Here is an 11,881-nt window from a genome sequence, read left to right as displayed (position 1 = left end):
GAAAGTCAAGAGTCAAAGACCTTCGACCTTTGACTCTTGATGGTCTTTATAAGTTGCCGCGTCGTTCCTGCTCAAGTTCGAGTGATTCGAATAAGGCTTTGAAATTGCCTTTACCAAAGCCCTGTGCGCCGTGTCTTTGAATGATCTCAATGAACATGGTCGGGCGGTCTTGAATGGGTTTGGTGAAGATCTGCAAAAGATAGCCTTCATCATCCTTGTCGACCAGGATGCCGAGTTCCTGAATGGCCTTGTAATCTTCCTTGATCTGGCCGATACGCTCCGGCAGGGATTCGTAATAGGTATCGGGCACCCGCAGAAATTCAACACCATTTGCGCGGAGTTTTTCAATTGTGTCGAGAATGTCGCCGGTGATGATGGCAAGATGCTGCGCACCGGGCGTCAGATAGTAATCAAGATATTCTTCGATCTGACTCTTGCGCTTGCCCTCAGCTGGTTCGTTGATCGGAAACTTGACGCGCCCGTTCCCGTTTTGCATGACTTTCGACATCAGCGCCGAATATTCAGTGGAAATATCCTTGTCATCAAAATGCATCAATTGACGGAAGCCCATCACCTGATGATAAAAATTGACCCACTGATTCATTTTACCAAGCTGTACATTGCCAACAATGTGATCCACCGCCGCCAGCCCAGTGGACTGCGCTTCCTTGTCTTTGATGGCGCGGTAGGTGGGCGCAAAGACGCCCTTGTAATCGGTGCGATCCACGAAGACATGCAGGGTTTCACCGTAGGTGTAAATCGCGGAAGTGCGATAAATTCCATGATCGTCTTTTTCTTCGCGCGGAGTCCATGCGGATTTTCCGCCGCGTGAGGTGGTAGCCTGCCACGCTTTTTCCACATCGTCCACTTCCAGCGCGATGACCTTTACCCCGTCACCATGAACCATATGATGTGAAGCCAGCGGACTGGACGGGCTGTACGGCGCAGAAACCACAAAACGCGCGTTCCCTGATTCAAGCACGTACGACGCAAATTCACGATTGCCTGTTTCGAGCCCTGAATACGCAACAGGTTTGAAACCAAAAGCCTTCCACCAATAATACATTGCCTGTTTTGCATTGCCCACATAAAAATGCACATGGTCAATGGATTTGATCTGTAGAAAATCTGCTTCTTCTGTCATCGGGCGTTCGTTGTGTTTGGGTTTTGCTGCCATTTTCTCCTATAAAGTGGTGAGCTGTTCTGAGATACATGCCTGCATGCAGCGTGCTGATTGCAAGGGCGGTGGCGATTGTTAAGATATGCCAAAAAGCGTCAGAATTAAAAGTAGCAGGCAGGTTGGAATTAAGAAACTACCTGCGTTTGCAGCCAGACTTAAGATTATAGCCTGAGGTTTGGTGAGGCCGTCTTTTTGCAAGGCGTACATATAAAAAATGGCTTCTGCTGTGAAGGCGAATAATTCACCAAGCCCAACGACAAGTATTAAATTGGAAAAGAATGGAAAGATAAACCAGACGAAAGGCAGCGTGATCAGATTGATGAATAAGATCAAAAACCATCTGCGCGGTATATTCCATTTTTTTAAGAGAAAACCTGCCACTGGAAGTTCGATTCCCAAAGTAAAGATCAACGCTGCCAGGAAGCCACTAAATTGTAAAGCTGGTAAATAAGGCAGACCTATGTTGGTTTGTTCAATGTATAGTGAATTGTCATTGATCTCCACCTTAAAGTTTGATATAAAGCCGCGTTTTTGGAAGATGTTGCTTTCACGTGTTGTGTCATTGAAGGTGATCGAAAGTTTATAAAAACCCTGTCCGCCGTACCCGTAATAGCAGGAACTGTCATTGCAGTGAAAAGGTCCCATTACCGCTTGAGGGGCGGCGCATAGCTCATCTTCGCAATAATATAGTTTTGAATCCACCACAGCAACAGATGGGATGTTGTACACAAGTTCAAAATTCATTGCGGGTTTGGGGCCGGTATCCGCGCGGACAAATTGGGTGGGAGTTGCTGCCGCAACGAAGAGAATTAAGGCGGCGAATATGAGGAATATTTTTTTATGCATGTTTGGAAGCGTCCCTTTAGAGTCAGCTTGGGGGAGAGAATGCTTATTGCGGCTGGGCAGGTTGACGGTCAGCTTGAGGCGATTGCTTCCAGTCTTTGATCAGGAAGGGAATATAAAGTATGAAAAAAATTGAGAAGGCAATCGCTTCTATCTCAAAAATGTACCAGGGCCAGGGCGCGAGCATATCTAGCAAAGTGGGGAAATCCGGTTTGCCAGCCACAAAAAGATAGTTGCTGCCGATTGCGAGATTAAGGAAGAATACAGGAATCATATAGATGTTTGTCCAAATAAAGACGCGTTTGAAAGATTGCAAGGTGGGACGGAATCCTTCCACGACGGTCATGTAGATGGCAATGTTGATCAACAGCCCGTGTGCGATGAAGGTTTGCATGATGCGAAAATGCGGGAAGTTGTAAGCGGCGGCGTCGGCGGGTGTAAGTACGGCTTGCATGGCTCCACCAAGTCCCATGAAATAAACAAATTCATAAATTGAATAGTTTTTTGTAATAAGCATGTATGAGGATAACCAAATGAGTACGGCGCACATGTGCAGTGGCAGCATGGTTTGAATATTCCAAATTCCCCAATACGCCGACCAGATATGCAAAGCGGATTCATTGACTATGATGGCAATGGCAAATATCCAGCGGATCGTTCTTCTTTCCTTTTCACTCCACACATTACGGAAGTATAAATAGGAAAAACAACAGAGCGTAATGATGGCAAGCGCAAGCAGGTGCGCTCTGCCAAAGAGTTCAAAAGTTGGGCCGTTATAAACCAGATCAAAATATTGTCTCATGGGAATCACTCCTTGTTTTTGATTTTATATACGCCACTTTTTACCATACATTTTGTTTTGATTATTAGACTTTATCGGTAATAAGCGAAACCAATAACAGGACGCGGACGAGCACGGATTTACGTGGAAATGACCTTTTAAAAACCCGTGTTTTCAGCGCGCAAAGCGATCCGCGTTCAAATTTTATTTCTGATAATGTCTATTTTATGGTTTGGTCGATATGTTTTTGGGTGGCCAGTTGGGCCGCCCCGCGAAGCGGACAGAATATCATTGCTTAGCCGGCAGATTCTCTTCGATGAATTTTTCCCAGGCGGGATAATCGGCTGGGTTCCAGATTCTTTTTAAATCTTGAAAGGCATCTTCTCTGTCCCAGCCCAGATGCTTGATCCGATATAACGTAATAAAACCTGTGGCGCGGTAATTCGCCTTGCAATGCACGAGTATCTTTTCCCCTTTATGCTGATCCATGATCTGTGTGAAGTCACGCAGATTTTCAGTGGTTGGATTTTCCCAGTCCACCGGAATGTTGTAGTAATGAATATTGTACGCTTCCACCAATTCCTTTTCATTTGGAAGCGCACCTTCAGATGCCGACGTTGCAAGATTGATCACAACCTGCACGCCATTTTCAGCAATGACCGGAATTTGTTCCAGGGCGGGCATTCCGCTGCAAGACAGATCGTCACTTAACTTAAGATAGTTGTAAATGCGTTCCATTACTTCACCTGCACTATTTTTCCAGCCGTCATTTTTTGCAGGTCTTCTGTTTGTAATTCAAAGATTGCATTGGGTGTGCCTGCCGCAGCCCAGATGGTTTGATAAGGCAGGAAGTCTTCATCAAGATAGGTTTCCATTTTTTCGTGATGACCGATGGGAGGCACGCCTCCGATGGCGAAGCCGGTAACTGTGCGCACGAAATCGGCATCTGCCCGGCTGATGGATTCTCCCGCATACCCGCTGATGCGTTTTTCATCCACGCGGTTTGCGCCGCTGGTTAAAACCAGGATCGGTTTGCCGCTGGTCTTGCCGCGAAAAATCAGTGACTTCACGATCTGTCCCAATTCACAGCCTGCGCGGTCTGCTGCTTCCTGCGCTGTGCGAGTCGACTCGGCGTGTTCAATGACTGTGTATTTGTACCCGAGCGAGTTTAATAAATTCTGTATCTTTTGTGCAGATGGGGTCAGTTGATTCATGTCTCATATTATAATGGTTACATGCCTACACAAGAAGAAATCTATCAGACAGAAGGGGATAAGTACGAGGCGTTGATCGCGCGCGAAGATTATCAAGGGAATATTCTGAAATCGCTGCGTGAGATCACTACTCTGGAAGATCGTATCGTTCTGGACCTGGGAGCTGGTACTGGACGACTGGCCTGTTTACTCGCTCCGTATGTATCCCGCATCCGCGCTTTCGATATTTCAGAGGAAATGCTGCGGGTCTGCCGTGAGAAACTCAGCGCCAGCGGACTTGTCAACTGGCAGGTGGATGTGGCCGATCACCGCCAGCTGCCAGTTGACGATGCATCCGCTGATCTCGTCGTCTCCGGTTGGAGCGTGGCGTATCTTGCAGTCTGGAATCCTGATACGGCGCGGGTGGAGTTGGAAAAATGGCTGGGCGAGATGAAACGCATCTTAAGACCGAACAGCTATATCGTTTTGTTTGAATCGCTGGGCACAGGCAATGAGTCGCCGATTAAGTTGGAGCATCTCAAGGACTATTATCCCTGGTTGGACGAAGCCGGATTCCAAAATAAATGGATCCGCACTGACTATAAATTTGAGTCTCTTGAAGAAGCAGAATATTTATCGCGCTTTTTCTTTGGAGATGAATTAGGAAATAAGGTAAGAGACAATCACTGGGTGATCTTGCCTGAGTGTACGGGCGTGTGGTGGAAACAGATATAAGGATGAATGATGAATGATGAAAAAAACCGTCTTGCAAGACGGTTTTTTTCATTGAAATTTAACTTTGTTTTTTGAAGCCGTTTTTGATCGCCATGATTAGACCAATTAGAATTAATAAAATGCTGGCTCCAGCAAAAGCCCATTTGATCGTATTGAGCAAGATAAAGACCCACGCAAGCGCTGCGGATTGAGTTGGGTAGAGCGAGAGCAGGGCCACGATGGAAATATTCTCAAGCAGGTCGAAGAACCATGCGCCGAGCGGCACGATATTGTATTTTCTCATCGTGCTGGTGGATGAAAATCCGCGTTGAAAGAGCCACGAGATCAACAAGCCAAAGAAAAATAAATATACGATGGGATAAACAATATCGACGGTTAATTCCACGTTGCGGTAAAAGATAAGATTGAATTCGCCGTATCTGGCGATCATAGCGTAGATCTTTTGCGGGGTTGTGAAGATCATCAGATCAAGCGGAAGCACGCCGCCTGTTCCGTCCTGCATGATGCCTTGAACAAGCGGGAGCAGGAACCCGGCAAAGAAAGCATCGAGCAGGAACAGGATAAAGATCAACCAGCCTTTATTCCATTGATAAAAACGTTCCGAAATATTTTTGAGCATACAGTCTCCACGAATAAGGTTTTTAATAGAAACCCGCCGCTGTATATTTGGTGACGTGGTTTTCCCATTACTTAAGATGGGTTTTTATTTTATCAGCGCTTCGCCGCCTGGCAGGGCATCTTCCACGCGCTGTTTGTGTTGACCATGCATTGGCATGAATTCCATTTCTTGCAGGGAGTAATATCCAAAAGCGGTTGTTTCATCGCTTAGTTGCAATTCACCTTCGAGAATCTCCGCTTCAAAACTCAGGACAACAAAGAAGGCTTTGTTTCCATCGGCATAGATCACCAACTGGTCGGGTTACTGTAAACGCCGATCAAGCGCGTCACACGGACTTTTAAACCGGTTTCCTCCCATACCTCGCGTTCACAGGCTTCTGCCGCGCTTTCGCCTGATTCCATGCCGCCGCCCGGCAGACACCAGCGTCCGTTGTCGGTGCGTTGAGTGAGCAGTACTTTCTCGCGTTTTGCGTCAAAGATCGCGGCGCTGCACCCCACGCGGATTTTTCCTTCCCTGCCAAGCCGCGGGCCATATAAAGTTTGGGTCATATAAATTACTCCTTGTTGTGTTCTTTTTGCCAGTACAAATGTATGGCGTGAAATTTTCTTTTCAATTAAACTGCATACAGTATAATCTCCGAATTCAAATTTATTTACAGGAGCAAAAATGAAAAACATCAAGGTCATTTCTTTTTCTGCGCTGTTGTTGGTGACCATGCTGGCATGTTCCGCAGTTTCCAGTTTGGTAGCGACACCTACGCCCGTCCCAACCAATACACCGCTGCCATCACCCACGCCATTACCATCTCCTACACAAAATTCCGTGCTTTTTGAAGACAGCGATTTCACGAACTCATGCACCACTGAGTCCACGGCAGATGTGGAGCGCTTTGTGGAAAAAGGGCAGTTCAATATGCGTGTTATTACCCCGTCCTATGTTTCCTGGTCGGAGTGTACCAAGGTTGAATATGACGATTTTATTTTGGATGTGGACGCGACACAGGTTGGCGGACCCAACAACAACACATACGGCGTGATTTTCCGTTATGGATTAAACGCGGATGATTTTTACACTTTTTCGATCAGCGGCGATGGGTTTTATGTCCTTGCCATTGATGGCGCCAAACGTACAGAACCTGAAATGATCGTTGACTGGACGCAGTCCACGGCGATCAAACAGGGTGCGCAAACCAACCATCTCAAGGTGATCGCAGTTGGCAGCAGTATTCAATACTTTGTGAACGATCAGTTGCTGGGTGAAGTGCAGGACAGCCGTTTGTCTACCGGTACGATCGGATTTTTCGCGGGCGCACTGGATGAAGGCGGCGCGCATGTTTCTTTTGATAATCTAAAGATATCACAACCGTAATTTAATCAAGGCTTAAACAAAAAGAAGGATGCAGTTTTTATTGCATCCTTCTTTTTGTTTGTTTTAATTTAAATTACCTTGCGCAAATTCTTTGACTGGCAATTATTTGATGAATGTACCGTTACGCAGATCTGCAATGGTTTGTTGAATTTCTTCCGCTGTGTTCATAACGAATGGCCCATAGGGGACAATGGGTTCTTTGAACGGTGCGCCTGCGATCAACATAAAGCGCACACCCGAGTCACTCTTAACTTCGAGCTGGTCGCCGTCACGATTGAAAACCACCATGCTGACAGATTCCACGACCTCGTTGGCAAATTCTCCAGCGCCTTCGAAAACATAGGCTAGCGCTGTGTGTCTGCTTGGGATGGGGTAAATGAATTTCGAACCGGGTGCCAGCTTCACGTCCAGATAAAGAGGCGAGGCGGCGATCTCTGTCACAGGGCCGCGAATCCCATCCAGTTCACCGGCTACGAGTCGAATTGTTGCGCCGTCTTTTCGATGGTGGGGATGGTGGAGGAGTTCACTTCCTGATAGCGGGGCTGTCCCATTTTTGAGCGGCGGGTAGATTAACCCAAAGTTGGAATCCGTAAATATTTCCGCTTTCGCCGCGGCGGGGCATTTCTTCATGCAGAATGCCGCGTCCGCTGGTCATCCATTGCACATCGCCGGGCCCGATCACGCCGGCATTGCCGAGGCTGTCACGGTGATTGACAGTGCCGTCCAAAATATAGGTGACGGTTTCAATGCCGCGATGTGGATGCATCGGGAAGCCGCGCAATGGGCCTTCAAGCGGATTGTTGAAGGCGAAATGGTCAAAGAGCAAAAAGGGATCGTGTTCGTTGCTTGCACGCGGAGAAACGGAACGCCTAAGCAAAACGCCTGCGCCTTCCACGACGAGCTGCGGTTCAATGATATGGGAAATAGTTTTAAAGTTAGTCATATAGATTTGATGCGGCGAGTCGGGCAGGTATTACGAAAAGAGCGGAATTTATTTTTCTTCGGAGGCGCTTAATCTCCACATGGCTAACAGGAAAAACAATACCGCGTACCCGGCCAAGGCTGCGGAAGGAATCAGAACTGATTCAAAACCAAGTCCGCGCGCGCAAATATTTTCAAATCCATCCATGCCCCATGCCACAGGCGAGAGGTGGCCAATGGCCTGAAAAGTTTTGCCGGTGAATTCAAGCGGAACCCAAGCACCGCCGAGTCCGGCAAATACGAACATTGGAATTAGTGAAAATGTAATGGCTTGTTCTTCGGTTTTGGCCAGGATTCCGATCAGCAGGCCGAGGGCTGAGATGCATAATGCCGCGCTGAATGCCACCAGCATGGTCGCGCCTGGCAGACGTAAATAATCCACTTTCAATACGTACTGACCGAAAATGATCAGGATCGTAAATTGCGTAAAGATCAGCAGGAAGATCGCCAGAAAATGACCAAGCAAAACGTGGATGCGGCGCGTGGCTGTGGTCAGCAGACGCTGGAGTGTGCGTGATGTCCGCTCGGTGACAATGACCTGAGCCGCGGTCAGTAGACCGGCGATCGCAAATTGCAGCATCATACCCGGTGATGTATGCGCCAGCGCATTGCCCTCGTCACTTGTTTGTTTGATGGCCAGACTGGATGTTTCGTTGATCGAGATCGGCGGTTCATCCCATGCTGAGAGTGTTTGTTCGAAAGCATAATCGAATGGAACGCCTTCCAATTCCATTTGCTCCATGATGGTTGCCGTGCGGGCTGCGCCGTCTATGCGGCTGGCGGCTGTGAGAACTTCCGCTTCAATGGTGGTCCAGGACTGGGTTCCTGCATCTGCAATTACAGCTAGACGAACAGTTTTATTTTTCAAGACAGCGCGGCCATACCCTTCAGGGACGATGATGGCGGCTGCCAGGTCTCCATTTGCAACCAACTCCTCAAGGTCAAATGAAGTCAGGAATGGATTTTCTTCCAAACGAATAACATCTGACTCTGCCAATAGATCGTGAAGCTCGGTTGTGATCCAATGGTCATCCTGCGAGAGGTACCCAACCGGCAGCCGTGAGTCAGAATCGTCGTTGCCGCCAAATCCGCCAAAAGCAAAACCGAAGAGGAACGTGAATAGGATCGGCATGATAAGCAAAAACATGAAGGTCTTGAAATCACGTGATAATTGCAATAGGTCTTTGAGGGCGATGTCGAAAATACGGATCATAATTAATTTACTCCCGTCTCTATGTGTAACGTTTATTAAAGCGCCACACGCCGACAGCGAAAAAGACCGCACTCCACAAAAGAGAAGCGAGCATGGTGATTAATATCTCATTGATCGGCTCACTATTCATCGCCTGCATTAATCCGCGGATCGCCCAGCCCTGGGGAACCAGCAGTGAGATGGTATCTCCCATTTTTGCTGCGATGGGGGAATTCATGGCAAAGATTTTGATCATGCCGATCATGCCGGTTACGGTTAGTACTCCGCCAAATAATACGCCGCCCTGCTTGGTGTTTTTAAGAAATGAGTTGACGAAAATTCCGAACGACGAAGCGCTGAAGATAATTCCCGCCGACATCAAGATCACCGATAAATAATCGCCCCATTGAATTTTAAAGAGAAAGTGTGCGCTAACAAGCAGCACAAAAACCTGTACGCCAACAGTCATGAATACAGACAGGAATTTTCCAGCCAAAATAGTTGTCTGGGATGTAGGAGTCGTGAACAGGCGCGGGAGGGTTCGCTCTTCTTCTTCCCTGAGGATGCTTTGTGCTGTGGATGTCCCGGTGAAGTAGGCGTAGAAAACCATCATTCCGCCCATGATCGGACCGATGATATTGAGCAAAATGTTTTGAGTTTCGGCTGCTTCATCTTTTTTGCCACCGGATGGCGCGCGTACATCCAATAACTCTTCTTCCACATTTTCGTTTTCTGATAACGAAACTTTTAAATATTGCTGAACAACCTGTCCGGTTAACATAACTTCACTTGAATCGGCTTCATCTAGAAAAACATTTACTGCTATCTTGACCCCCGCCATTCCATCCATGAAGCGGTTTAGAATGGAACGCATGATGGCCGGCCCGAGGGTGAGCGTAGGGTCCTGATAAAACTCGATCACGGCTTTTCCATCCACATCGGCAAATTGATGTGAAAAATCTGACGGGATGATGATCGCCACCTGATTGATTTGGTTATTAACAGAAGAGCGGGCTGTTTCTGCATCTGGCATAAGTGTGACCTCGATCAGGTCTGCCATATCCTCGCTTTGCAGAATATTGACGATCAAATCGCCCATTGTATCGGCTTTTTTTCCGCCGGGAATATTCTTTGGGTTGACTTGAAATTTAGGCCCGCCTTCATCTAAATTGGCGATCACAACTTTGGTCTTTGGCAGCATAAATTCGCCGTCGCTGGCGATATTGCCAAACATGAAATAGAACATTCCTGTTACGAGCAGGGGAACACCGAACATGAAGACTACCGCGAATGCACTGCGGAAGGAACGGGTTAAATCTTTAAACGCGATGTCGAATGCTTTCATATTGCCTTCTTTTAATCACGTAAGGCGCGCCCAGTCAGATGCAGGAATAAAGCTTCAAGATTTGGCTCGCGGATATCCACCGAAGTAATTCTGATGGAGAGCTGCGCCGCGGCCTCAAATAGATGCGGCAATATCTGATTGCTATCTTTTACCAATACACTGACCAGCCCGTCCTCTGAAGAGACACGTGATACTCCGTCAATATTTTTCCATGCGCCCATTACATTTTCGCTGTCACCATTCAAGGTCAGATCAATACGCGTTTGCTGTCCCACCAGTTTTACCAATTCTTCATGCGTACCACAGGCAATTAATTTACCATGATCCATGATAGCAACATGATCAGAGAGTTCCTGCGCCTCTTCCATATAGTGTGTCGTGTAGAGTACGGTCATGCCCTCATTTTTCAAGGCCACAACACTATCAAGGATATTGCGTCGTGATTGCGGATCGATGCCGACCGTTGGCTCGTCCATATAAATAACTTTAGGTTTGTGTAAAAGCGCTACGCCAATATTGACACGCCGTTTCATTCCGCCCGAATATTTACTCACACGTTCGTTGGCGCGGTCGCGCAGTCCGATCACTTCCAATACTTCATCCACCCGTAGTTTAAGTTTTGATCCGCGCAGGCCGTACATTTTTCCCCAAAAGGATAAGTTTTCACGCGCAGTTAGATCTTCATAAAGAGCCAGATCCTGCGGCACCACGCCCAGCACAGATTTGACACCCGTGGGGTCGGAACGAATGGAATGCCCCATTACATGAGCGTCGCCTTCATCAGGACGCAGCAAACAAGACAATATTGAAATTGTCGTTGTTTTGCCCGCTCCATTTGGCCCCAGAAGACTAAAAATTTCACCCTGCTTTACTTCAAAATTAACGCCTTGAACGGCTTGATTTCCCCCAAAAGATTTATGTAATCCCAGAACTGCGATTGCAGGTACATTAATCATTTAACATACTCCATTTACGCAAGACTTGTTACTGGTGCATCATACTACTATACGTAGATTTGGTCTTAATGTTTCGTTATCTTTTTATTTTTTCAAGGATCACAGGCACACTTTGGGCATAATCCAAATTTTCACGGGAGACGTTTAACTTAATCACATTTGACTTAGGGATGGATGCCAGCCATTCATTGACATATTCCTCGACCAGAAACGTATCTTCACTCGACGCGATATTGATCCTGTTTCGAGCGGCCAATCTTGTGCTGATGGTTTGTGAGTCCGCGCTCAAAGAGATGATCAAGTCTGGAGGGGGGAGCAGGCTGCGGGTTAAGAAATAGAAGCGGCGGCATAATTCATATTCGGCTTCGGTCAAAAATCCGCGCATGTGGAAGAGTCGGGTGAATCCATGAAAATCCAGATCGAGGCCGCCGTCCATTAATGCGGGTCTTTCACCCTTGCGTAGTTCATGTTCCTGCTCTGCGCGAAAAAGCAGGTAGTCGAGTTGATTTGCAAGTGCGTATTTTGAATCCTGTTTGAATAGCGCCTGAAAGGGCCGCTCATTATGCTGTTCGTAAGCGATTGCGAAATCGTGTTCTTCACATAATGCGTGTGCGAGTGTGGTTTTGCCAACTCCGCTGGGACCGACAATGACGATGAGTTTGTTCATAAAACTAGTTTCCTTTCTGCG

General features: G+C 47.3%; 16 protein-coding genes. 2 read left to right on the top strand and 14 right to left on the bottom strand.

What is annotated here, in order from left to right:
• Positions 1 to 46: 46 nt before the first annotated feature.
• The 5 genes from hppD to IPL71_RS19040 all read right to left on the bottom strand — a co-directional run bounded on the left by hppD (position 47) and on the right by IPL71_RS19040 (position 4,018).
• The gene (gene hppD, locus IPL71_RS19060; protein ID WP_345324365.1) at positions 47 to 1,177 is read right to left on the bottom strand and encodes a 4-hydroxyphenylpyruvate dioxygenase; all 1,131 of its coding nucleotides are present in this window, start codon (positions 1,175 to 1,177) and stop codon (positions 47 to 49) included.
• Between the two features lie 78 nt (positions 1,178 to 1,255).
• The gene (locus IPL71_RS19055; RefSeq protein ID WP_345324363.1) at positions 1,256 to 2,026 is read right to left on the bottom strand and encodes a hypothetical protein; all 771 of its coding nucleotides are present in this window, start codon (positions 2,024 to 2,026) and stop codon (positions 1,256 to 1,258) included.
• A gap of 43 nt (positions 2,027 to 2,069) precedes the next feature.
• A complete protein-coding gene (locus IPL71_RS19050; RefSeq protein ID WP_345324362.1) occupies positions 2,070 to 2,825 on the bottom strand; it encodes a YwaF family protein in 756 nt (251 codons plus the stop codon).
• Between the two features lie 267 nt (positions 2,826 to 3,092).
• Complete coding sequence (locus IPL71_RS19045; protein WP_345324360.1) at positions 3,093 to 3,542, bottom strand: protein tyrosine phosphatase family protein; 450 nt, start codon at positions 3,540 to 3,542, stop codon at positions 3,093 to 3,095.
• Positions 3,542 to 4,018: a YbaK/EbsC family protein gene (locus IPL71_RS19040; RefSeq protein ID WP_345324359.1), complete on the bottom strand. Its 477-nt coding sequence runs from the start codon at positions 4,016 to 4,018 to the stop codon at positions 3,542 to 3,544. The genes IPL71_RS19045 and IPL71_RS19040 overlap by 1 nt, the downstream gene beginning before the upstream one ends.
• A gap of 21 nt (positions 4,019 to 4,039) precedes the next feature.
• Between IPL71_RS19040 and IPL71_RS19035 the strand changes: the two genes are divergently transcribed.
• Positions 4,040 to 4,732 (top strand): class I SAM-dependent methyltransferase, encoded by a 693-nt coding sequence (locus IPL71_RS19035; protein WP_345324358.1) that lies wholly within the window; start codon positions 4,040 to 4,042, stop codon positions 4,730 to 4,732.
• A gap of 58 nt (positions 4,733 to 4,790) precedes the next feature.
• Here IPL71_RS19035 and IPL71_RS19030 read toward each other — a convergent pair whose 3' ends face one another.
• The 3 genes from IPL71_RS19030 to IPL71_RS19020 all read right to left on the bottom strand — a co-directional run bounded on the left by IPL71_RS19030 (position 4,791) and on the right by IPL71_RS19020 (position 5,899).
• Positions 4,791 to 5,351, bottom strand: coding sequence for a hypothetical protein (locus IPL71_RS19030; RefSeq protein ID WP_345324356.1), 561 nt, complete (start codon positions 5,349 to 5,351; stop codon positions 4,791 to 4,793).
• Between the two features lie 84 nt (positions 5,352 to 5,435).
• Positions 5,436 to 5,639, bottom strand: a complete 204-nt coding sequence (locus IPL71_RS19025) for an NUDIX hydrolase (RefSeq protein ID WP_345324354.1) — start codon at positions 5,637 to 5,639, stop codon at positions 5,436 to 5,438.
• Positions 5,636 to 5,899 carry an NUDIX domain-containing protein gene (locus IPL71_RS19020; RefSeq protein WP_345324352.1) on the bottom strand — a complete coding sequence of 88 codons (264 nt, stop codon included), beginning with the start codon at positions 5,897 to 5,899 and terminating at the stop codon, positions 5,636 to 5,638. The genes IPL71_RS19025 and IPL71_RS19020 overlap by 4 nt, the downstream gene beginning before the upstream one ends.
• Positions 5,900 to 6,017: 118 nt before the next feature.
• Here IPL71_RS19020 and IPL71_RS19015 point away from each other — a divergent pair, with 118 nt between their 5' ends.
• Entirely contained in the window at positions 6,018 to 6,719 is a 702-nt protein-coding gene (locus tag IPL71_RS19015) for a 3-keto-alpha-glucoside-1,2-lyase-like domain-containing protein (protein WP_345324350.1), read from the top strand.
• Between the two features lie 102 nt (positions 6,720 to 6,821).
• On the opposite strand, the gene IPL71_RS19010 is transcribed toward IPL71_RS19015, so the two are convergent.
• The 6 genes from IPL71_RS19010 to IPL71_RS18985 all read right to left on the bottom strand — a co-directional run bounded on the left by IPL71_RS19010 (position 6,822) and on the right by IPL71_RS18985 (position 11,860).
• Complete coding sequence (locus IPL71_RS19010) at positions 6,822 to 7,160, bottom strand: pirin-like C-terminal cupin domain-containing protein (protein WP_345324348.1); 339 nt, start codon at positions 7,158 to 7,160, stop codon at positions 6,822 to 6,824.
• An 82-nt stretch (positions 7,161 to 7,242) separates the two neighbouring features.
• The gene (locus IPL71_RS19005; protein WP_345324347.1) at positions 7,243 to 7,662 is read right to left on the bottom strand and encodes a pirin family protein; all 420 of its coding nucleotides are present in this window, start codon (positions 7,660 to 7,662) and stop codon (positions 7,243 to 7,245) included.
• Between the two features lie 48 nt (positions 7,663 to 7,710).
• Entirely contained in the window at positions 7,711 to 8,913 is a 1,203-nt protein-coding gene (locus tag IPL71_RS19000; RefSeq protein ID WP_345324346.1) for an ABC transporter permease, read from the bottom strand.
• A gap of 19 nt (positions 8,914 to 8,932) precedes the next feature.
• A complete protein-coding gene (locus IPL71_RS18995; protein ID WP_345324345.1) occupies positions 8,933 to 10,237 on the bottom strand; it encodes an ABC transporter permease in 1,305 nt (434 codons plus the stop codon).
• A gap of 11 nt (positions 10,238 to 10,248) precedes the next feature.
• Positions 10,249 to 11,193, bottom strand: a complete 945-nt coding sequence (locus IPL71_RS18990; protein ID WP_345324343.1) for an ABC transporter ATP-binding protein — start codon at positions 11,191 to 11,193, stop codon at positions 10,249 to 10,251.
• A gap of 76 nt (positions 11,194 to 11,269) precedes the next feature.
• Positions 11,270 to 11,860, bottom strand: a complete 591-nt coding sequence (locus IPL71_RS18985; protein ID WP_345324342.1) for a deoxynucleoside kinase — start codon at positions 11,858 to 11,860, stop codon at positions 11,270 to 11,272.
• Positions 11,861 to 11,881 lie beyond the last annotated feature (21 nt).

This window comes from Candidatus Villigracilis proximus (assembly GCF_016717045.1).
Taxonomy (GTDB): Bacteria; Chloroflexota; Anaerolineae; order Anaerolineales; family Villigracilaceae; genus Villigracilis; species Villigracilis proximus.
This window is presented reverse-complemented; position numbering and strand designations above follow the sequence as displayed.

Excerpts from the sequence above, each read along its gene's own strand:
- IPL71_RS19005 (WP_345324347.1), bottom strand. The coding sequence starts at position 7,662 with ATGACTAACTTTAAAACTATTTCCCATATCATTGAACCGCAGCTCGTC.
- IPL71_RS19030 (WP_345324356.1), bottom strand. The coding sequence starts at position 5,351 with ATGCTCAAAAATATTTCGGAACGTTTTTATCAATGGAATAAAGGCTGG.
- IPL71_RS19050 (WP_345324362.1), bottom strand. The coding sequence starts at position 2,825 with ATGAGACAATATTTTGATCTGGTTTATAACGGCCCAACTTTTGAACTC.
- IPL71_RS19015 (WP_345324350.1), top strand. The coding sequence starts at position 6,018 with ATGAAAAACATCAAGGTCATTTCTTTTTCTGCGCTGTTGTTGGTGACC.
- hppD (WP_345324365.1), bottom strand. The coding sequence starts at position 1,177 with ATGGCAGCAAAACCCAAACACAACGAACGCCCGATGACAGAAGAAGCA.
- IPL71_RS19035 (WP_345324358.1), top strand. The coding sequence starts at position 4,040 with ATGCCTACACAAGAAGAAATCTATCAGACAGAAGGGGATAAGTACGAG.
- IPL71_RS19055 (WP_345324363.1), bottom strand. The coding sequence starts at position 2,026 with ATGCATAAAAAAATATTCCTCATATTCGCCGCCTTAATTCTCTTCGTT.
- IPL71_RS19020 (WP_345324352.1), bottom strand. The coding sequence starts at position 5,899 with ATGACCCAAACTTTATATGGCCCGCGGCTTGGCAGGGAAGGAAAAATC.
- IPL71_RS19045 (WP_345324360.1), bottom strand. The coding sequence starts at position 3,542 with ATGGAACGCATTTACAACTATCTTAAGTTAAGTGACGATCTGTCTTGC.
- IPL71_RS19040 (WP_345324359.1), bottom strand. The coding sequence starts at position 4,018 with ATGAATCAACTGACCCCATCTGCACAAAAGATACAGAATTTATTAAAC.
- IPL71_RS19000 (WP_345324346.1), bottom strand. The coding sequence starts at position 8,913 with ATGATCCGTATTTTCGACATCGCCCTCAAAGACCTATTGCAATTATCA.
- IPL71_RS18990 (WP_345324343.1), bottom strand. The coding sequence starts at position 11,193 with ATGATTAATGTACCTGCAATCGCAGTTCTGGGATTACATAAATCTTTT.
- IPL71_RS18985 (WP_345324342.1), bottom strand. The coding sequence starts at position 11,860 with ATGAACAAACTCATCGTCATTGTCGGTCCCAGCGGAGTTGGCAAAACC.
- IPL71_RS18995 (WP_345324345.1), bottom strand. The coding sequence starts at position 10,237 with ATGAAAGCATTCGACATCGCGTTTAAAGATTTAACCCGTTCCTTCCGC.